We start from the raw sequence: 19941 nt of genomic DNA, 5'->3' as shown, positions 1-19941 counted from the left end.
GGACGGCAGCCCGGCCCCTGCGGGCCGGGGCGGGACCGACCGGATCATGTCGTGCTCTCCGGGCGGGCCTGCTTCTGCCAAGGGTAGGCGGCGCGGCGGCCGGGCGGGGTGATGGCGGACCGGCCGGGTTCCTCGGCGGAGCGCGCCGCCTCGGGCGGGATCCGGTCGTTCGCGGGTGCGGAGGGGTCGGACGGCGCGGTGTCGGTGCGCGTCCAGTGGCGCAGCGCGCCCGCTTCGACGTCTATCTGGGCGCTGAGGCTGTCGAGGTCGTCGTCGGCGAAGCGGCGGGCGCGGTCGCGGGCGGCCCAGCGCAGCGCGTCGGCCGACTGCGTGATCCGCTCGGTGCGTTCGCGCAGCTTCGGCAGGCGTGCGGCGAGGGTGCCGCGGTCCGGCTCGGACTCCAGGCGCTTCAGCTCGCCGTCCAGCTCGTGGCCGTGCGCGCTGAGCCGTTCGAAGAGGCGGAGGGACTCCTGGAGGGACTCGTCCTCGGTCGCGCCGGCGTGCAACGCGTCCTGCGTGGCGCGCATGGAGGTGCGCAGCGCCAGCCGCAGCTGGGCCAGTTCCCCCGCGGGGCCGGGCTGGGCGAAGGACTTGGCGCGCAGGGTGTGTTCCTCGACGGTGCGGCGCGCCTGCGTGATCGTGCGGTCCACGCCGCGCTTGGCGGCACCCACCGCCTTGACGGCCGCGAAGACGCCGAGGGAGACGAAGAGCACGAAGAGCAGTGCGAAGACTGCGATCACTGCTTCCACGAGTTCCTCCTCCGGCCGCCGCGGCACACGCCGTGCCGCCCTTCCACGGTAAACGCACCGGGCAGGCCCGGGGTTCCGTCACAACCCCGAACCTGCCCGTAGGGGACTCCCCCTAGACAGCCCGTCCCGGCCCGAAAAAACCGGCCGGGAACACCTGCCGAAAACACCTGCCGGAAGCACCGGGCAAAGACAGCAGCCCGGCATCCCGGTCAGCCCGTGACGATGTTGACCAGCTTCGGCGCCCGCACGATCACCTTGCGCACGGCCGCTCCGTCCAGCGCGGCGACGACCTTCTCGTCGGCCAGAGCGACCTTCTCCAGCTCCGCCTCGGAGATGGCCGGGGGCACCTCCAGACGGGCCTTGACCTTGCCCTTGATCTGCACGACGCAGGTCACGCTCTCGTCGACGACGTAGCGCGGGTCCGCAACCGGCAGGTCCTGGTGGACGACCGTGTCGCCGTGGCCCAGCCGGCGCCACAGCTCCTCGGCGATGTGCGGGGCCAGCGGCGCGATCAGCAGCACCAGCGGCTCGGCGACGGAGCGCGACAGCGAACCGCCGGCCTTGGTCAGGTGGTTGTTCAGCTCGGTGATCTTGGCGATGGCGGTGTTGAAGCGCAGGCCCTCCAGGTCCTGGCGCACGCCGTCGATCGCCTTGTGCAGGGCGCGCAGCGTCGCCTCGTCGGGCTCGGTGTCGACGACGGTGGTGGCGCCGGTCGCCTCGTCGACGACGTTGCGCCACAGCCGCTGCAGCAGCCGGAACTGGCCGACGACCGCGCGCGTGTCCCACGGCCGGGAGACGTCCAGGGGACCCATGGCCATCTCGTACAGGCGCAGGGTGTCGGCGCCGTACTCGGCGCAGATCTCGTCCGGGGTGACGGCGTTCTTCAGGGACTTGCCCATCTTGCCCAGCAGGCGGCTGACCTTCTCGCCGCCGAACCAGTAGGCGTCGTCGCGCTCCTCGACCTCGGCGGCCGGCACCGCGATGCCGCGGCTGTCGCGGTAGACGTAGGCCTGGATCATGCCCTGGTTGAACAGCTTGTGGAACGGCTCCGCGGAGGAGACGTGCCCCAGGTCGAACAGCACCTTGGACCAGAAGCGGGCGTACAGCAGGTGCAGCACGGCGTGCTCGGCGCCGCCGACGTACAGGTCGACGCCGCCGTGCGGCTGGCCCTCGCGCGGGCCCATCCAGTACTGCTCGATCTCGGGGTCGACCAGCTCGCGGTCGTTGTGCGGGTCCAGGTAGCGCAGCTCGTACCAGCAGGAACCGGCCCAGTTGGGCATGGTGTTGGTCTCGCGGCGGTACTTCTTCGGTCCGTCGCCCAGGTCCAGGGTGACGTCGACCCATTCCTCGTTGCGCGACAGCGGCGTCTCGGGCTGGGTGTCGGCGTCGTCCGGGTCGAAGGTGCGCGGCGAGTAGTCCTCGACCTCCGGCAGCTCCAGGGGCAGCATCGACTCGGGCAGCGAGTGCGCGACGCCGTCCTCGTCGTAGACGATCGGGAAGGGCTCGCCCCAGTAGCGCTGGCGGCTGAACAGCCAGTCGCGCAGGCGGTAGTTGACGGTGCCCTCGCCGATGCCCCTACGGGCCAGCCACTCGGTCATGCGGGCCTTGCCCTCGACGACGCCCAGGCCGTCCAGGGAGACCTCCTCGCCCGCGGAGTTGACCAGTTCGGCGTCGTACGACACGAACGCGTCGTCCCAGGCGGCCGGGTCGGTGCCGCGGCCGTCGGTCGGGGTGACCACGCAGCGGATGGGCAGCTCGAAGGCGCGGGCGAAGGCGAAGTCGCGAGCGTCGTGCGCCGGTACGGCCATGATCGCGCCGGTGCCGTAGCCCATCAGGACGTAGTCGGCGATGAAGACCGGGATCCGCTCGCCGTTGACCGGGTTGGTCGCGAACGCGCCGGTGAAGACACCGGTCTTGTCCTTGGCCTCGGCCTGGCGCTCGACGTCGGACTTCGAGGCGGCCTGCGCGCGGTAGGCGGCGACGGCCTCCGCGGGCGTGGCGTGGCCGCCGGTCCACACCTCGTGGGTGCCCTCCGGCCAGGCCTCGGGGGTGAACTTCTCGACCAGCGGGTGCTCGGGGGCCAGCACCATGTAGGTCGCGCCGAACAGGGTGTCCTGGCGCGTGGTGAAGATGGTGATGTGCTCGCCGTCGATCGGGAAGTCGACGCGGGCGCCCTCGGAGCGGCCGATCCAGTTGCGCTGCTGCAGCTTGATGGCCTCGGGCCAGTCCAGCTCCTCCAGGTCGTCCAGCAGCCGGTCGGCGTACGCGGTGATGCGCATGTTCCACTGGCGCAGCTTGGCCTTGAAGACCGGGAAGTTGCCACGCTCGGAGCGGCCGTCGGCGGTGACCTCCTCGTTGGCCAGCACGGTGCCCAGGCCGGGGCACCAGTTGACCGGGGACTCGGAGGCGTAGGCCAGCCGGAACTCGCTCAGGACGTCGGCGCGCTCGGCGGCGGTCAGCTCGTTCCACGCGCGCGTGGTGCCGTCGGGACCCACGGCCGCGCGGTCACCGGACTCGAACTGGGCGACCAGCTCGGAGATCGGGCGGGCCTTCTTCGCCTCGTCGTCGTACCAGGAGTTGAAGATCTGGACGAAGATCCACTGGGTCCACTTGTAGTAGTCCGGGTCGATCGTCGCGAACGACCGGCGCTTGTCGTGGCCCAGGCCCAGCCGGCGCAGCTGCGCCGTCATGTTGCGGATGTTGGCCTCGGTCGACACGCGCGGGTGCGTGCCGGTCTGCACGGCATACTGCTCGGCGGGCAGGCCGAAGGCGTCGAAGCCCAGCGTGTGCAGCACGTTGTGGCCGGTCATGCGCTGGAAGCGCGCGAAGACGTCGGTGGCGATGTAGCCCAGCGGGTGGCCGACGTGCAGGCCCGCACCGGAGGGGTACGGGAACATGTCCATGATGAACTTCTTGGGCTTGGCCACCAGGGCGGCGTCACCGGCCAGGTCGCCCTTCGGGTTCGGCGCCGCGTAGGTGCCCTCGGCGTCCCAGAAGTCCTGCCAGCGTGCCTCGATGTCGGCCGCCATGGCGGCCGTGTAGCGGTGCGGCGCTGCCACCTCGGCGGCAGCGGGGTTCGTCTCGCTCATGATCCTCAAAGCTCCATCGATCGTCTCTGCCAGCGGTCGCGACATCCGGAAACGAAAAATCCCCTCGCACAGGAGGGGACGCCGCGCCGATTCCGGCCACTCGAGGCACTCGCGGCACCCGGTGGTCGGGACTGATCAGCGCGGCTCGCTAAGCAGAAGGCGTACGGCACGCATGGCGTCAGGGTACCCCAGCCGCCGAGCGGGCCGCGACGGTGTTCGCGTCATCCCGCAGAGGCATGGCAACCGCTTGTGAAGATTGAGAAAAGTTGAACGAAGTTCAATCATTACCCGGCGTAACGACCCCTAAGGGGACAACACTGGCCCCCTGCAACCCTTTGATAACAACGCAATAACTCAAATGGCTTACTGCCCAGTTAGGTGCCACTTAGAGTTCTGCGGCGGGACCGCTTTCCCGAACCGCTCGGAGTTGCCCCCATGAACCCTCGTCGCAGTAACAGCTCGCTCCCCAAACCCGGCCGCTCGGCCTATGGGGTGGCGACCGCTGTCGTCCTGCTCCTCATACCCGTGATCGTCCTCAACGGAGGCGGCTGGCTCCAGGACTTCCTGAACTTCGGCGCCGGCGTCCTGTCGCTCGTCTGCCTGACCTGTTCGGTGATCTGGGGCCTGGTCGCCCAGGACCGGATCATCCTGAACATCCGCCAGCGCATCGTGGCCCAGGGCATCCACCGGGTGACCGCCGTCGCCTCGATCGCCTTCCTGCTGGTGCACATCACCATCAAGCTGGCCCTCGGCCACACCGTCCTGATCGCCGCCCTGATCCCGTTCAGCCTGGGCGTCAGCGGCAGCGGCGGGCTCATCGGCCTCGGCTCGCTGGCCGGCCTGCTGATGATCTTCGTCGGCGTCACCGGCGCGCTGCGCAACCAGTTCGCCTCCCCGGCGCCCGTCGCGGCGCGCTGGCGCGCGATGCACATGCTGGCCTACCCGGCCTGGTGCGCCGCGCTGATCCACGGCCTGTTCGCGGGCCGCGCGGCGAAGACGTTCTTCATGGTCTCGTACGAGCTCTGCCTGGTCGCCGTGGCCGCGATGCTGGCCCTGCGCGCGGCCCCGCGCCCCTTCAAGCGCAAGGTCGCCGACCGCCTCATGGCCTTCCTCGGCAACGACGAGCGGGCGATCCTCGACGACCTCGACGCGAGCCGGGCCCGGGCCGGCGAGTCCGTCTCGGGCAGCTCCGGACTGCCCGGCTACGAGGGCCGTCGCGGTGCCGGTTCGCCGCGCGGCGAGACCGGTGCCCAGCCGCGCGTGCCGTCCCAGCCGCGCTACGACGCCCCCACCGGCCGCCAGGAGCCCGCGAACGGCTTCGCGGCGGCCTACCGGACGGCAGGGCCCTCCCCGCAGCCCGCGGGCGGCTCCACGGGCAGCTGGCCGATCCCGTCCCCGCCGCCGGTCGGCGAGGCCCCGCCCTCGGCGTACGACCCGCTCCAGGACACGGGATTCAACATCCCGCCCTATGGCAATCCGGGCGCCGGCGGGTACCGCGGAAGTGATGCGTACAACACCGCTGAGTCGAATCAGGCCTACGGCACGTACAACCCCAACGACACGTACAACAGCGGTCCCGCCAATGCACCAAAGCCCGGTGAGTCCTACGACGCACCGGGATCGGGCGAACCTTGGAACATGCCTTCCGGAGGCTATAGGTGAACGAGGCCCTGCCCGACGTCCCAGAAGTCCGCGTGGTCGGTCTTCCCCAGCTCACGTCGGGCTTCGACCTTGTCGAACGACTCGATCTGCCCATGCACCTCAAGGTGCACGGGCCGCTCGAACCGATGGGCGGAGAGCAGCTCGCGCAGCTCTCCGAAGCCATCAACCTGAAGGGCCGCGGCGGCGCGGGCTTCCCCTTCCACAAGAAGCTGCGCTCGGTCGCCGAAGCGGCGATCAAGCGCGGCGTGCGGCCGGTCGTCGTCGTCAACGGAAGCGAGGACGAACCGGCCTGCCGCAAGGACACGGTGCTCATCAACCGTGCCCCGCACCTCATCCTGGACGGCGCGCTGCTGTGCGCCGAGGCCATGGGTGCCCGGACGCTCGTGATCGGGGTCACCCGTGAGTCGACCCAGCGCTCCATGGAGGCCGCGCTCGCCGAGCGCGGCCTCGGCAACACCCGGCGCTCGGCGTTGCGCGCCTTTGTGCAGCGCAACCCCGTGCGCATGGTCACCGGCGCCGCCGCGTCGCTGATCAGGTCCGTCGACGGCGGCCCGGCGATCCCGCCGGGCCGCAAGGTCAGCGCCTCGCAGAACGGCGTGGGCGGCGCGCCGACCCTGCTGTCGAACGCCGAGACGTTCGCGCAGCTGGCGATCGCCGCCCGCATCGGCCCCGAGCGCTACGGCAACACCGGCCTGTACGACGAGCCGGGCACCGTCATGCTCACCGTCTCGGGCGCGGTCGCGCGCCCCATGGTGATCGAGGTGCCGACGGGCGTGCCGCTGCGCTACGTGCTGCAGCTGGCCGGCGCCCCGCCGGTCCCGCAGGGCGTGCTCACCGGCGGATACCACGGCAAGTGGATCGACGCGGCGACCGTCAACGAGGCGATCGTCTCCCGTAACTCGCTGGACGCGGTGGGCGGCGCGCTCGGCGCCGGCGCCATCCTTCCCATCAGCCAGAACACCTGCCCGCTGGGCGAGTCCCTGCGGGTGGCGCAGTGGCTGGCCGAGGAGAGCGCGGGCCAGTGCGGCCCCTGCTACCTCGGCCTGCCGGCCGCCGCGCGCGGCCTGGAGGACATCATCAACGGCGGCGGCCCGGCCGCCCTGGAGGCCCTCAAGCAGGTCGCCAAGAACGTCAAGCGGCGCGGCGCGTGCTCCCACCCGGACGGCTCCGCGATGTTCCTGGAGTCGACCATCAAGGCGTTCACCGACGACCTCGCCGCCCACGTCCTCGGAAACGGCTGCGGACGGCCCGTGGAGGGCGTTCTGCCGCTCTTCGAGGGCGGCAGGATGCCCACGGGCCTCCCCGGCGGCGCGGAGCCCGAGGAGGAGGGCGGCAGCCGCCAGAAGATCTACGTCGACTGGACGCTGTGCCGGGGCCACGGCCTGTGCGCCGACATCCTCCCGGAGGTCTTCCAGCTCGGCGCCGACGGCTTCCCGACCGTCGCACAGGCGAAGGTGCCCCAGTACGCGGAGGCGAAGGCGCTGCGCGCCGTGCGCCGCTGCCCGGCCCTCGCCCTGCGCCTCGAGGAGGAGACCTCGCGGGACCGGGCCCCGGCCCGCAACCTGCCGGTGCTCTCGCAGGGCCGCGGGCGGCGCGCGCTCGGCCGCTGACCCGGCGGCGGCGCTCGGCCGCCGGCCCGGCACTCGTCATAAGGGCGGGCCACCCTCGTCGGGGGTGGCCCGCCGTCGTGTCGGACGGCTCACACCCGCCCCTGCGGTCGTACGGCCTCGCGCGCGAGGGTCGCGGCATCTGCGGTCGCGGCATCTGCGGTAGGACATGCGAAAGGGCGGGTCATCCGATTCGGATGACCCGCCCTCACTTGCTGTGGAGCTAAGGAGAATTGAACTCCTGACCTCCTGCATGCCATGCAGGCGCTCTACCAACTGAGCTATAGCCCCTTGTGCCGTCCTTCCGGGTTTCCCCGGCGGCGACGCCAACATTACACGGTCCACCGGGTGAAACACCAAATCGTTTCGCGGGGCCGGTCCGCAGCGGGCCCGCCGGGCTCCGTCCCACGTCAGACGGCCGAGCCCGGCCGGTCCTTCACGGCGTCAAGCCGTCACGAACGAGTAGAACCGCTTGAGGGTGCAGTGCTCCTCCAGGAGCCGGCCGTAGATCGGTTCCCCCTCGAGTTCGCGGTACGTCTCGATGGGGTCGCCTTTTATGATCAGCGCCCGCGCACATTCCTCGCACCAGTACTGGTAGTCGGGGTTGAGCGGCTCCATGTCGCGGACGATGGGCGTGCCGCTGCCGCACCAGTCGCACTTCCGCCTGTGTGCACCCATCTATCAGCTCCAGCTGTGGCCGCAGGCCGTGCACACGAAAGAGATCCCGCCGTTGTCCCCGAGCACCTGGGCCACGTGGGCCGAACCGCAGGAAGGGCAGCTGAGCCGGGTGGCCGTGTCCCGTGTCACCGCTGCTTCGAGGAGGTGGCCGACCTCCTCGAGGATGCTCGCAGGCATCGCTACTCCCTCCCGTCGGGCCGCGCCCCCTTCCGGCCGTTTGATTCTGCCACGGCAGGACCGAGACGGTCAGCGACGCCTGAGTACCAGTCCGGACACTGCGCCGAGGGCGGCCGTCGCGGCCAGCGCGAACATGCATGTGAGAAGCGCTTCCGCTGAGGTATACGCCTCTCGGGCCCCAAGTGACTCAAGCCGGTTCAGGAACAGTGTGCCGAATGCCGCGACTCCGGTCAGCTGTCCGAGCTGGGTGACCGTCGCCAGCAGCCCGCTGGCGTCCGCCGCGTCCTCGGGCCGTACGCCCGCCAGCGCGCCCGTCAGCGTCGGGCTGAAGGCCAGCCCGATGCCCGCGCCGGCCGCGACGAAGGCGACGTGGAGCCAAGCGCCGCCGCTGCCGCCGCCCCGCAGCGCCAGCCCCACCCCCGCGACGGCCACCGCGGTCAGCACGAACCCGGCGGGCGCGAGCAGCCGCTGTACCGCGATCGGCCACTTCCGCCAGGTCAGGCCCACCGCGCCGAAGACCGCCGCGGTCGGCGCGAAGGTGAGCCCGGCGCGCAGCGCGCTGTAGCCGAGCCCGCCCTGGAGATGGAGGGTCAGCGCGAACAGGAAGCCCGCGTTCACCGCCATGACGGCGAGGATGCGCAGCACCGCGAGGCCCATGCCGGGGTGACGCAGCACCCGGGGCGCGATCAGCGGGGCGCCGCCGCGGCGGGCCAGCCGGGACTCGTGGCCGGTGAACACGGCGAACAGGACGGCGGCCGCGGCGAGCGACAGCCAGGCCCACAGCGGCCAGCCCTCCTCCTGCCCCAGCACCAGCGGAACGGTGAACAGGGAGACGGCGGCGCCCAGCAGCACGAGGCCCGGCAGGTCGAGGGCGCGCGCCTGTTCCGGCTCCCGTGCGCCGCCCCGCGGCAGCACGCGCGCCCCCACGGCGAGCAGTACGACGCCCACCGGCACATTGACGAGGAACACCGGCCGCCAGCCGGTGCCGAGCAGGTCGGCGCTGACGAGGACGCCGCCGACGACCTGCCCGGCCGCCGCGCCGACGGCGAGGACCGCCGAGTAGGCGCCGATCGCCCGGGCCCGGGCCTCGCCGGTGAAACTGCGCTGGATGAGGCTCAGCACCTGCGGGATCATCAGCGCCGAGCCGGCGCCCTGGACCAGCCGGAAGACGATCAGCTCGGTCGCGCCCTGCGCCAGGCCGCAGGCGAGCGAGGCCACGGTGAACAGGGCGAGTCCGGCGAGATGGGCCCGGCCGTGCCCGATCCGGTCGCCGAGGCGCGCGCCGGTGATGAGCAGGACGGAGTAGGAGACGGTGTAGCCGGCGATCACGAGCTGGAGATCGGCGCCGGACGCGTGCAGCGCGCTGCCGATGGTGGGGGCGGCGACGTTGGCGATGAACACGTCGAGCACGGCCATGAACTGGGCCGTGAGCACGACCGCGAGGATCGGCCGGGACCGGTTGTCGGTGGCGGGTGCTCTACTGGCCGCAGGACGTGGACGGGGCGTCGAGCCCGGTCCGGTGTGGGATGTCGTCGTCATGCGACCGAGCCTGGCGGCGTGGGGATACGGGCGCCGAGAGCCCCTCGATGCTGGTACTGCCAGCACCTGGCAGGGCGGGCTCGGGGCGCCGACGATGGGGGGTGTGACGACCGTGACGACAGGACAGCGCCGCAGGCCCGAGCTGGCCGCCTTCCTGCGCAGCAGGCGGGCCCGGGTGACCCCGGCGGACGTGGGGATGGCGCCGGGGCTGCGGAGGCGCACGCCGGGGCTGCGCCGCGAGGAGGTCGCCCAGCTGTCGGGGGTGGGGGTGACCTGGTACACGTGGCTGGAGCAGGGCCGTCCGATCAACGCCTCGCCGCAGGTCCTGGACGCGGTGGCGCGCACGCTGCGGCTGGACCGCCCGGAGCGCGAGCATCTGTACCGGCTGGCGGAGGTGCCCTTCGAGCCGGACCCCGAGCGGCCGGTGCAGACGATCGGGCCGGAGACGCAGGGGCTCATCGACGCCCTCGACCCGCGTCCCGCGGCGGTCTACAACTCGCGCTACGACATCCTGGCGACCAATCCGGTCTACCGCGACCTGTTCCTGGTCCCGGAGACGGTCAGGGTGGCCGTGCCGAACGTGCTGTGGGCGCTGTTCATGGTGCCGGAGGACTCCTGCCCCGTGGTCCACCGGGAGCGTGAACTGCCGTTGATGGTGGCGACGCTGCGGTCCTGGTACGGCCGCCATGTGGGCGAGCCGGTCTGGGAGGACTTCATACGCCGGCTGTCGGCGGCGAGCCCGCGCTTCACGGAGATCTGGGCGAGCCGTCAGGTCGTGCCACCGGGGCCCCGGGTGAAGACGTTCCGTCACCCGGCGGTGGGCGAACTGCGGATGACGTCGCTGTCGCTGTCCATCGACGGAATGCCGGAGTGCCGCATCGTGGTCTACACACCGGAGAGCGAGGAGGCGCGGGAGAAGGTCGCACTGCTGAGGGAGCGCCGGGAACGGCTGTGGCCGGCGACGGAGGAGGCCGCGGAGATCATCCGTAACTGGACAAAGAAAAATCCCGCCCCCTGAGGGGACGGGATCTTCATCACCGATCTTTGACAACTCCAGAGTGATGATCTCAAGAGTGTCGATCTGTGGAGCTAAGGAGAATTGAACTCCTGACCTCCTGCATGCCATGCAGGCGCTCTACCAACTGAGCTATAGCCCCTTGTTCCAGGCGACGTGGCCGCTTGGTGTTTCGCTCCGCTCGGCGGGGCGAACAAGAAGAACTTTAGCCTGCGACCTGCCGGAAAGTGAAATCCGGGCCCCTGGGCCGGCCGCAGGCCCGCTCGTCGTCTCAGTCGTCGTCGCCGAGGACCGGCTCCGGAAGGGTGCCGGCGTTGTGCTCGAGAAGGCGCCAGCCGCGGGCGCCCGCTCCGAGCACCGACCAGCAGCAGTTGGACAGGCCGCCGAGGCTCTCCCAGTGGTGGGCCTCCAGGGCGAGCAGGCGCCCGATGGTGGTGCGGATGGTCCCGCCGTGGCTGACCACCACCAGCGTGCCGTCCTCGGGCAGCTTCTCGGCGTGCCGCAGCACGACGGGGGCGGCGCGGTCGGCCACCTCGGTCTCCAGCTCGCCGCCGCCGCGGCGCACCGGCTCACCGCGCTTCCACGCGGCGTACTCCTCGCCGTGGCGGGCGATGATCTCCTCGTGCGTCAGGCCCTGCCAGACGCCCGCGTAGGTCTCGCGCAGGCCCTCGTCGTGGGTGACCTCCAGGCCGGTCAGCGCGGCGAGCTCGGCCGCGGTGTCCGCCGCCCGCCTCAGGTCGGAGGCGACGATCGCGTCGGGCTTGAGGGAGGCGAGCAGCCGGGCCGCCCGGCGGGCCTGGGCCAGGCCCGCCTCGGTGAGCTCGACGTCGGTGGAGCCCTGGAAGCGGCGCTCCACGTTCCAGGAGGTCTGGCCGTGACGCCACAGGATGATGCGCCGCCCCCGTCCCTGTCGGTCCCCGGCGGCGCTCATCACCACTCCCCGGCCACGTCCGCGGCCTCCTCGGCGGCGCGGAGCTTGGCGTGCTCCTCACCCTTGCCGCGGGTGGCCTTGGCGTCGGCGGGCAGGTCCAGCTCGGGGCAGTCCTTCCAGAGCCGCTCGAGGGCGTAGAAGACGCGCTCGTCGCTGTGCTGGACGTGCACGACGATGTCGACGTAGTCGAGCAGCACCCAGCGGGCCTCGCGGTCGCCCTCACGGCGCACCGGCTTGGCGCCGAGCTCCTTCTGGAGCCGCTCCTCGATCTCGTCGACGATCGACTTGACCTGGCGGTCGTTGGGCGCGGAGGCCAGCAGGAAGGCGTCCGTGATCGACAGAACGTCACTGACGTCGTAGGCGATGATGTCGTGCGCGAGCTTGTCGGCGGCCGCCTGTGCGGCGGTCTGGATGAGCTCGATGGAGCGGTCGGTGGCGGTCACAAGGTGGCTTTCCGTCGGCGGTCACTAGACCTCAAGGGTCTCACGGACGGCCGAGGGCACCCCACGTGAATTCTGCGGTCACGTGGGGTGCCCCGGGCGCCGGATCAGGAGGACGACGGCTTGTAGTCCTGGCCGAGGATCACCGAGACGTCGGCGTTGGAGCCGACTGTGCCCTTCGTCACGGAGCTGGTCGGCAGGCCGAGGGTCTTGGCGACCTCGGTGGCGTTCTCCTTGTCGGAGGCGTCCGCGTAGGTGATCGCCGACGTGGCCCGGGCGGCCGAGGGGGTGCCGCCGTCGAGGAAGGTGAAGCCGCCGTTGATGAGGACCACGCGGGCCTTCTCGGCGTAGTCCTTCACACCGCTGGCGTTCTGCACCGAGACGCGGACCGCCGCGTCCTCGTCGGGGCTCTTCGCGGCGCCGCCGAGGATGTCCTTGACCACGCTGTCGCTGGTCTCGGCGGTGAGCGTGCCGTCCTGCTGGACCGGCAGCAGCGCGGTCTTGTAGTCGCCGCCCTTGGCGAGGTCGGCGAGCTTGGCGAGGAAGGCGCCGAGGTCGTTGTCGGTCAGCGAGGGGTCGAGGATCTGCGCCAGCGACTGCACGGTGGTGGTGGCCGCGGAGGAGTCGGTGGACACCTTGCGCAGCACTCCCTGCATCACCTGCCCGAACCGCTCCAGCTGGGCGTTCTGGGCCTCACCGGAGGCGCGGTAGGTGGCGTAGGCGACGGCGGCCTGACCGCTGAGGGTCTGGTCCTTGCCCTTGTGGACGATCGGGGCCGTGCCCTTCTTCTTGGCGCTGGGGTCGGGGACGTCGGCGTTGGTGTCGATGTCGATGTTGCCGACGAGGTCGACGAGGTTCTGCAGGTAGGGGGTGTCCAGCCGCCAGGTGCCCTCGATGCTGGTGCCGAGGACGGTGTCGAGCTGGTCGAGGGTCCCGGAGGAGCCGTCGTCGTCGACGGACTTGGCGAGGGTCGTGGTGCTGCCGTCGTCACCCGTCAGGGCGAGGGAGTTGGGGATGAGGACGGTGGTGCCCTGCTTGGTGGTGGTGTTGTCCACCAGCAGCGCCGTGGAGGTGCCGCCCTTGGACGTGTTGTGCAGGTGCACGACGATCACGTCGCGCTTCTGGGCGCCGACCGCCACCGCCTTGCCCTTGGCGGAGGCCGACGTGGACAGTCCGGGCAGCTTTCCGGCGAACCACAGGTAGCCGACGCCGCCGGCCGCGACCAGGGCCATGACGACGACCAGGGCGATGAGACGGCTGCGGGCGCGGCGCTTGGCCTCCTCGCGGCGCTCGGTGCGGTTCTCGGTGAAGTTCAGCCAGTCGATGACGTCCCCGGAGTCACCGTCGGGTTCCTCCACGAAGGCGAACTGCCCGGTGTCGTAGTCCCGTTCGTCGCGGGCGCCGGCCTCGGGCGCCTCCGCCGGGCCGGTCTGCTGCGGGATGTGGGCGGTCTGCTCGGCGACCCGCGGCTGGGCGGCGCGGCCGCCGGCGGCCGCGCTCCGTCCGAAGGCGTCGAAGGCACCGGTGCCACCCCGGCCGTCCGGCGCCGCACCCGGGCCGGGCGCCGCCCCGGAGCCGGCGGAACCGGAACCCTGGGCTGGGCCCGTGCCGGGCGCCGGCGAGCCGTAGGAGTCGTAGCCGCCGTAGCCGTCGTAGCCGGTGCGGGGCTGGACGACGTGGTGCGAGCCGGTGTCGTAGCCCGCGCCGGGCTGGACCACCGGGTGTCCGCCCGTGTCGTAGCCGGAACCGGGCTGGACCACCGGGTGCCCGCCGGTGTCGTAGCCGTCGTACGGCTGGACCGGCTGCTGCTGCCCGGTGGCGTACGGGTCGTAGCCGTAGCCGGGCTGCTGCTGCGCGTACGGGTCGTAGGTCTGCTGCGGAGCCTGCTGCGACGGGACCTGCCGGTAGACCGGCTGGCCGTATTCGTCGTAGCCGACGAGTTCGTACGGGTCGCCCCCGTACCCCGCGTCGTATCGGTCGTTCACCGGTAGCCCCTCTCGGCTCACTCGCCGCGGTACAGCTCGCGCTTGTCGATGTAGCGCACGACTCCGTCCGGCACCATGTACCAGATGGGATCGCCCTTGGCGACTCTCGCACGGCAGTCCGTGGAGGAGATGGCGAGGGCGGGGACCTCGACCAGGGAGACGGTGCTCTCCGGCAGGCCGGGGTCGGTGAGATGGTGGCCCGGCCGGGTCACCCCGATGAAGTGGGCCAGTGAGAACAGTTCCTCGGTGTCGCGCCAGGTGACGATCTGCGCGAGGGCGTCGGCACCGGTGATGAAGAACAGGTCGGTGTCCGGGTTGAGGGCCCGGAGGTCGCGCAGGGTGTCCACCGTGTAGGTGGGGCCGCCGCGGTCGATGTCGATCCGGCTCACCGAGAACTGCGGGTTCTCGGCGGTCGCGATGACCGTCATCAGATAGCGGTCCTCGGCCGGGGAGACCGCGCGGTGGGTCTTCTGCCAGGGCTGCCCGGTGGGGACGAACACCACCTCGTCCAGGGCGAACTGCGCGGCGACCTCGCTGGCCGCCACGAGGTGCCCGTGGTGGATCGGGTCGAACGTTCCGCCCATGACGCCCAGCCGGCGCTTGCCGGGGCGTGCCGGGCCGTGCTCACGGCCTTCGGCCCGCGCGGTCGAAGGGCGCCGGCTCGCACCGCTGTCGGTGGCATGCGCCGGGCCGGTAGGCATGTCCTGCTCTCCCATGCGTGCAGACCCTACCGGCCCGTGCTTTGAGCTCCGGCCGACGGACCCTCGGGGGCGACGGCGTAAGGCCGTGGCCGGTTCAGCGGTCGCGGTTGAAGCGCGTGGTGATCCACAGCAGGAGCAGCAGGATGATGAAGGCGCTGCCGCCGGTGACGAGCGGGTTGAGGCTGTCGTGGTTGCCGCCTTCGGCCTCGGCGAGGGTGGCCAACTGGGCGACGGTGCTGAGAGAGCTCATCTTCGGCAGGACCTATCCGGTGTGGGCGGGATAAAGATGTCGGCCCATCGTAAGCGGGCGGCTCGGCGACGATCACGCCGACTCCGCCGTTGGGGACGGCGCGCGGGGTCCCGGCCGCCCCGGCCGGGGGCCGCGGGGAACTCACGGGCCCGTTCAGTCGTCCTTCCGCTTGTATCCGCGCAGCAGGAACCAGGCGGTCAGGATGCAGCCCAGGAACATCACGATCAGCACGATGCGGAGAAGATTCCCCGACCCTTGCTGCTGGGCGGCGTCGGCGGCCTCGGCCAGCCGGGCGGCGGTGGGGGCGTGCTCCATGATGCGACTCCTTCGCTGTACTGCCCGTCCACGCTATATCCGCCTAGGCTGGGGCCCTGCTTCGGGGGCACTTTGGGCAATCGAGACCGCACATGGGGGACCACATGTCCGACGACGGCCACGAGCACAACGGGCACGAGCACAACGGCCACGAGCACGTTCCGAGCAGGCAGCGCAGGCGCTTCCCGGGGATCTCCTCGCGGGCCTACGAGCACCCGGCCGACCGCTCCGCCCTCGTGGCGCTGCGCAAACTGAGCGGCTTCGACACCGTCTTCAAGGCGCTCAGCGGGCTGCTGCCCGAGCGCAGTCTGCGGCTGCTGTTCCTCTCCGACTCGGTGCGCGTCTCCGACCAGCAGTTCTCGCATCTCAACGACATGCTGCGGGACGCCTGTTACATCCTGGACCTGGAGAAGGTCCCGCCGATGTACGTCACGCAGGACCCGCAGCCGAACGCGATGTGCATCGGCCTGGACGAGCCGATCATCGTGGTCACCACCGGCCTGGTCGAGCTGCTCGACGAGGAGGAGATGCGCGCGGTCGTCGGCCACGAGGTGGGCCACGCGCTGTCCGGGCACGCGGTGTACCGGACGATCCTGCTGTTCCTGACGAACATCGCCCTGAAGGTCGCGTGGATCCCGCTGGGCAACCTGGCGATCATGGCGATCGTGACCGCGCTGCGGGAGTGGTTCCGCAAGTCGGAGCTCTCCGCGGACCGGGCGGGTCTGCTGGTCGGCCAGGACCTGCGGGCGTCGATGCGCGGCCTGATGAAGATCGCGGGCGGGAACCATCTGCACGAGATGAACGTGGACGCCTTCCTCAAGCAGGCCGAGGAGTACGAGGCGGGCGGGGATCTGCGCGACTCCGTGCTGAAGATCCTGAACCTGCTGCCGCGCAGCCATCCGTTCACCACCGTGCGGGCGGCGGAGCTGAAGAAGTGGGCGGAGTCGCGGGACCACCAGCGGCTGATGGACGGGCACTACCCGCGGCGCAGCGAGGACAAGGACACCTCGGTCGGCGACTCCTTCCGCGAGTCGGCGGCGAGCTACGCCGACGACGTGAAGACGTCCAAGGACCCGCTGATGAAGCTGGTCAGCGATCTGGCGGGCGGGGCCGGGGACATCGGCGGACGGGTCAAGCGCGGCTTCACCGGCTTCGCGAGCCCGCCGTCTCCGGCGGCCGACGCGCCGCCGACCGAGAGCGAGTGAGGCGGGGCGGCTCGGGGGTCCCCGGCGGCCCGCGGGCCCAGGGCCGCCCCGGGCCGCCCACCACCCTCGGATTGCGGCCGCCCGGTGGCGCCCGCCGGCCCCTTCAGACCTTCGGTTCCGCGCTCGTCGCCAGGGTGCCGCACAGGGCCGTGGCGCCGTCCGTGGCGTAGGGGTCGGTGCCGGCCGGGGTGCCCGCCGCGGCGGTCTGGCCGGCGAGCAGCGGGTGCAGCCGGCTGGTGGCGTCCTGCCCGCAGGACAGCGGCCCGGCCTGGAGGGACGTGACCACCAGCTGGGTCTGGCGCTCGCGCAGGTCGTCGGCGTCGAAGCGGAACTGGAGCCGGCGGCGGACGGTGAACAGGGAGACCGCGGCACCGGCCTTGGCGCCGGTGGCCCGCAGCGCGTAGACGATGGTGTGGTCCGCGGTGACCTCCAGGGTGTCGGCGTCCGTCTCGGTGGCCTCCAGGGTGCCCTCGACGCGGATCCTGTCGTCGGCGAGCTGGGCGTGGGCCGGGTCGAAGCGGACCAGCCATCCGGTGGGCGCGTGCCGTCCGTCGGCGACGGGGTGCTCGAAGCTCTGGTCGAACTGGTCGAGTTGGTCGGGGTCGACCAGGACCCGGGCGGGGCTGACCGTCTTACCGAAGAGCACCTCGGGGTAGAGCGAGGACCGCACGATGTAGTCCTTGGCCGTGGTCAGGGCGGCGAGCACCTGGCTGTCCGAGAAGTGCGCGGTGCTGCGGGTGGCCGGCAGCGGGATGCCCGCGGCGCCCACGCCGAACTGCGCGGCGGGGCTGTGCGCGTAGAGGTACTCGGCGTCGGCGGCGCCGGGGACCTTGCCCAGCGGGGAGAGCGGGATGACGGTCATCCGCAGGGGTTCGACGGGCTGCCGTTCGGTCTGGGACGCCTCGTACGGGGTGCGGACGCCCATGTAGATCGCGGTGCCGAAGGCGAGGGCGATCAGCAGGACGAGCAGCAGGGCCTGCCGGGACAGCCCCCGGCGCAGCGGCGGGCGGCGGCGCACGGCGGGCGCGTGGTCGGCGATGCGTTCCTGCGCGGAGTACTCCTGGAGGCGGGCAGCTCGGACGAACGACTCGTCGAAGACGACGGATCGGTATTCGTCCTCCGCACCGCCCGGGGCGCCCTCGGGTGTCCCCTCCGGTGGGTCTCCAGGCCCTCCCATACCTTCAGAGTAGGTCTCCGGAGACTCAGGTAAACGCCCTGGTGTACGACAAGTTCTGACAGGTTCTCACCAGGACGGTCACGCTGCGTGCGGTTCGCCGCTCAGGGGCTGCGCGGGCTCGCGGGAACGGGACCCTGCGAGTAGTCGGCCGACGCGGAGGGGGCCAGTGCGCCGCCCTGTTCGAGTCCGGTCGAGGCGGGTGGCGGCACCTGGTCGCGGTTGTCCGAGGAGGCTCCGCGGTAGACCGCCGTGAAGGCCAGCGCGACCATGCCGATGCCCATCACGAGCGCCAGCATCCAGGCCACGGGACGGTGCCAGCGGACCTGTTTGCCGTACGCCCTGGGGGTCCGGTAGCGGCCGTCCAGGACTTCGGCGTCGTCCAGGTCGTCGAGGTCGTCGTCGTGGCCGAAGTCGGGCCCGTCGGGGCCGTAGCCGTCGTCGTAGCGCTCGTCGTCGCCGCGGGCGCGCCGTCCGTGCGCGCGGCGCGCCTCGGCCTCGGACGCCTCGGCTCTCGCCTGGGCGGCCGCCAGGAGGCGTTCGACGGCGGTCGGCTCGTGCACCACGGCCGCCCGTACGAAGGCCTCGTCGAAGACCACGGAGGCGAACTCGTCGTCCGGCACCCCGTGGTCGTGGTCGTCGTCGGGCTCCCAGCCGTCAGGGAACGGCGTGCCCCCCACGTCCTCCGGCACGGATCCAGAGTAGACCTGAGGGGTCAATTTGGGCAGACGGTATGGAAATTCATCCGCCTGGTGAGACGACTTCCGGTCGCGCGGCGACCGTGCTGGGCGCATGTGCGAGCCGTGCGCCGGGGTCGTACGGGCGGTCGCGCCCGCGTGCGGGGCGGGTGCGCGCCCCGCTCCCGGACGGCGGCCGGACTCAGCGCCGGATGTGCCCGTCGCCTGTGACGATGTACTTCGTGCTGGTCAGCTCCGGCAGTCCCATCGGCCCGCGGGCGTGCAGCTTCTGGGTGGAGATGCCGATCTCCGCGCCGAAGCCGAACTGACCGCCGTCGGTGAACCGGGTGGAGGCGTTCACGGCGACGGTGGTGGAGTCGACCAACCGGGTGAAGCGGCGGGCGGCCTGCTGGGAGGTGGTGACGATCGCCTCGGTGTGCCCGGAGGTCCACAGCCGGATGTGCTCGACGGCCCGGTCGAGCGAGTCGACGACGGCGGCGGCGATGTCGTAGGAGAGGTACTCCGTCTCCCAGTCCTCGGGGACGGCCTCGACGACCGTGGCCCGGGAGTCCTTGGCGTACGCGAGCACGCGGTCGTCGGCGTGCACGGTGACGCCGGCGTCGGCGAGCGCGTCCAGGGCGCGGGGCAGGAACACGGGGGCGATGTCCTGGTGGACGAGCAGGGTCTCGGCGGCGTTGCAGACGCTGACCCGCTGGGCCTTGGAGTTGATCAGGATGTCGATCGCCATGTCGATGTCGGCGTGCGCGTCGACGTAGACATGGCAGTTGCCGGTGCCGGTCTCGATCACCGGGACGGTGGACTCGGAGACGACGGTCTGGATCAGCGAGGCGCCGCCGCGCGGGATCAGCACGTCGACCAGGCCGCGGGCGCGCATCAGCTCGCGCACGCTCTCGCGCCCCTCGCCGGGCACCAGCTGGACGGCGTCGGCGGGCAGCCCGGCGCCGCCCACGGCGTCCCGGATCACCCGGACGAGGGCGGTGTTCGACTCGTAGGCCGAGCCCGAGCCGCGCAGCAGCACCGCGTTGCCGGACTTCAGGCAGAGGGCGGCGGCGTCGACGGTGACGTTCGGACGGGCCTCGTAGATGATGCCGACCACGCCGAGCGGGACGCGGACCTGGCGCAGATCGATGCCGTTGGGGAGGGTGGAGCCGCGGACGACCTCGCCGACCGGGTCGGGCAGGGAGACGACGTCCCGCACGTCGGAGGCGATGGCGCGGACCCGCTCGGGGGTGAGCGTGAGCCGGTCCACGACGGACTCGCTGGTGCCGGCCTCGCGGGCCTTGGCGACGTCCTTGGCGTTGGCCTCGACGATCTCGGCGGTACGGACCTCCAGCGCGTCCGCGATGGCGAGCAGCGCGTCGTCCTTCTCGGACCGGGGCAGCGGCGCGAGATCGGCGGCGGCGGCCTTGGCACGGTAGGCGGCCCGGGTGACCGGGGACATGGAGTCGTACGGCGAGAGCGTGGTCATACGGGAAGCGTAGTGCGGACCGGCGCGCGCCCTGGGTTCGTCCCGCACACCGAGACGCCACCGTAACCGTGCCAAAGCGGGCGAACTCCGCCCGCCGCTCCTCGCGCGCCCACGCCCGTCACCTCGCCCCGTCGGGCACCGCCCGGGCTCGCTCCGCCGGGCCCCGCCCGGGCTCGCTCCGTCGGGCGCCGCCCCGCCGGACCCGCCTCGTCGACGCCCGCCCCGCGCACGCGTCCCCGCGCGGAAATGGCCGAAAAG

18 protein-coding genes and 2 tRNA genes are annotated in these 19941 nt (G+C 71.7%); 4 read left to right on the top strand and 16 right to left on the bottom strand.

What is annotated here, in order from left to right; all coding sequences use genetic code 11:
* Positions 1–44: 44 nt before the first annotated feature.
* Complete coding sequence (locus WN71_RS03010) at positions 45–749, bottom strand: hypothetical protein (protein WP_046581816.1); 705 nt, start codon at positions 747–749, stop codon at positions 45–47.
* Positions 750–958: 209 nt separating this feature from the next.
* Positions 959–3838, bottom strand: coding sequence for a leucine--tRNA ligase (leuS, locus tag WN71_RS03005; RefSeq protein WP_046581732.1), 2880 nt, complete (start codon positions 3836–3838; stop codon positions 959–961).
* Positions 3839–4273: 435 nt separating this feature from the next.
* Between leuS and WN71_RS03000 the strand changes: the two genes are divergently transcribed.
* Both WN71_RS03000 and WN71_RS02995 read left to right on the top strand, forming a co-directional pair.
* The gene (locus WN71_RS03000; protein WP_206300000.1) at positions 4274–5500 is read left to right on the top strand and encodes a chromosomal replication initiator protein DnaA; all 1227 of its coding nucleotides are present in this window, start codon (positions 4274–4276) and stop codon (positions 5498–5500) included.
* Positions 5497–7110: an NADH-quinone oxidoreductase subunit NuoF family protein gene (locus WN71_RS02995; RefSeq protein WP_046581729.1), complete on the top strand. Its 1614-nt coding sequence runs from the start codon at positions 5497–5499 to the stop codon at positions 7108–7110. The genes WN71_RS03000 and WN71_RS02995 overlap by 4 nt, the downstream gene beginning before the upstream one ends.
* A gap of 215 nt (positions 7111–7325) precedes the next feature.
* On the opposite strand, the gene WN71_RS02990 is transcribed toward WN71_RS02995, so the two are convergent.
* The 4 genes from WN71_RS02990 to WN71_RS02980 all read right to left on the bottom strand — a co-directional run bounded on the left by WN71_RS02990 (position 7326) and on the right by WN71_RS02980 (position 9396).
* A tRNA-Ala gene (locus tag WN71_RS02990) sits at positions 7326–7398 on the bottom strand.
* Between the two features lie 153 nt (positions 7399–7551).
* Positions 7552–7785 carry a hypothetical protein gene (locus WN71_RS02985; RefSeq protein WP_019523121.1) on the bottom strand — a complete coding sequence of 78 codons (234 nt, stop codon included), beginning with the start codon at positions 7783–7785 and terminating at the stop codon, positions 7552–7554.
* A gap of 3 nt (positions 7786–7788) precedes the next feature.
* The gene (locus WN71_RS40665) at positions 7789–7962 is read right to left on the bottom strand and encodes a hypothetical protein (protein ID WP_107469550.1); all 174 of its coding nucleotides are present in this window, start codon (positions 7960–7962) and stop codon (positions 7789–7791) included.
* Between the two features lie 69 nt (positions 7963–8031).
* Positions 8032–9396: an MFS transporter gene (locus tag WN71_RS02980; RefSeq protein WP_240529545.1), complete on the bottom strand. Its 1365-nt coding sequence runs from the start codon at positions 9394–9396 to the stop codon at positions 8032–8034.
* A 199-nt stretch (positions 9397–9595) separates the two neighbouring features.
* On the opposite strand from WN71_RS02980, the gene WN71_RS02975 reads away from it, so the two are divergent.
* Positions 9596–10519, top strand: a complete 924-nt coding sequence (locus WN71_RS02975; RefSeq protein ID WP_046581724.1) for a helix-turn-helix transcriptional regulator — start codon at positions 9596–9598, stop codon at positions 10517–10519.
* Between the two features lie 66 nt (positions 10520–10585).
* Here WN71_RS02975 and WN71_RS02970 read toward each other — a convergent pair.
* The 7 genes from WN71_RS02970 to WN71_RS41725 form a co-directional block, all read right to left on the bottom strand.
* A tRNA-Ala gene (locus WN71_RS02970) sits at positions 10586–10658 on the bottom strand.
* Positions 10659–10787: 129 nt separating this feature from the next.
* Positions 10788–11447, bottom strand: a complete 660-nt coding sequence (locus tag WN71_RS02965; RefSeq protein ID WP_046581723.1) for a histidine phosphatase family protein — start codon at positions 11445–11447, stop codon at positions 10788–10790.
* Complete coding sequence (gene rsfS / locus WN71_RS02960) at positions 11447–11890, bottom strand: ribosome silencing factor (protein WP_046581722.1); 444 nt, start codon at positions 11888–11890, stop codon at positions 11447–11449. The genes WN71_RS02965 and rsfS overlap by 1 nt, the downstream gene beginning before the upstream one ends.
* 104 nt (positions 11891–11994) lie before the next feature.
* Positions 11995–13872 carry a LytR C-terminal domain-containing protein gene (locus WN71_RS02955; RefSeq protein WP_046581721.1) on the bottom strand — a complete coding sequence of 626 codons (1878 nt, stop codon included), beginning with the start codon at positions 13870–13872 and terminating at the stop codon, positions 11995–11997.
* A gap of 17 nt (positions 13873–13889) precedes the next feature.
* On the bottom strand, positions 13890–14588 hold the full coding sequence (gene nadD, locus WN71_RS02950; protein WP_046581719.1) for a nicotinate-nucleotide adenylyltransferase: 699 nt from the start codon (positions 14586–14588) through the stop codon (positions 13890–13892).
* Between the two features lie 79 nt (positions 14589–14667).
* Entirely contained in the window at positions 14668–14823 is a 156-nt protein-coding gene (locus WN71_RS41730) for a hypothetical protein (RefSeq protein ID WP_046581717.1), read from the bottom strand.
* Between the two features lie 153 nt (positions 14824–14976).
* Positions 14977–15138, bottom strand: a complete 162-nt coding sequence (locus tag WN71_RS41725; RefSeq protein ID WP_046581715.1) for a hypothetical protein — start codon at positions 15136–15138, stop codon at positions 14977–14979.
* A gap of 104 nt (positions 15139–15242) precedes the next feature.
* On the opposite strand from WN71_RS41725, the gene WN71_RS02945 reads away from it, so the two are divergent.
* On the top strand, positions 15243–16343 hold the full coding sequence (locus tag WN71_RS02945; protein WP_046581811.1) for a M48 family metalloprotease: 1101 nt from the start codon (positions 15243–15245) through the stop codon (positions 16341–16343).
* Positions 16344–16446: 103 nt separating this feature from the next.
* Here the strand turns inward: WN71_RS02945 and WN71_RS02940 are convergent, their stop codons facing one another.
* The 3 genes from WN71_RS02940 to WN71_RS02930 all read right to left on the bottom strand — a co-directional run bounded on the left by WN71_RS02940 (position 16447) and on the right by WN71_RS02930 (position 19683).
* Positions 16447–17520 (bottom strand): SCO2583 family membrane protein, encoded by a 1074-nt coding sequence (locus WN71_RS02940; RefSeq protein WP_046581713.1) that lies wholly within the window; start codon positions 17518–17520, stop codon positions 16447–16449.
* A gap of 101 nt (positions 17521–17621) precedes the next feature.
* Positions 17622–18209 (bottom strand): SCO2584 family spore wall biosynthesis protein, encoded by a 588-nt coding sequence (locus WN71_RS02935; RefSeq protein WP_046581712.1) that lies wholly within the window; start codon positions 18207–18209, stop codon positions 17622–17624.
* Between the two features lie 187 nt (positions 18210–18396).
* Entirely contained in the window at positions 18397–19683 is a 1287-nt protein-coding gene (locus tag WN71_RS02930) for a glutamate-5-semialdehyde dehydrogenase (protein WP_046581710.1), read from the bottom strand.
* Positions 19684–19941: the final 258 nt, after the last annotated feature.

This window comes from Streptomyces mangrovisoli (genome assembly GCF_000974985.2).
Taxonomy (GTDB): Bacteria; Actinomycetota; Actinomycetes; order Streptomycetales; family Streptomycetaceae; genus Streptomyces; species Streptomyces mangrovisoli.
Note: the sequence above shows the minus strand (reverse complement) of the source record. Positions and strands in the feature narration are given on the sequence as shown.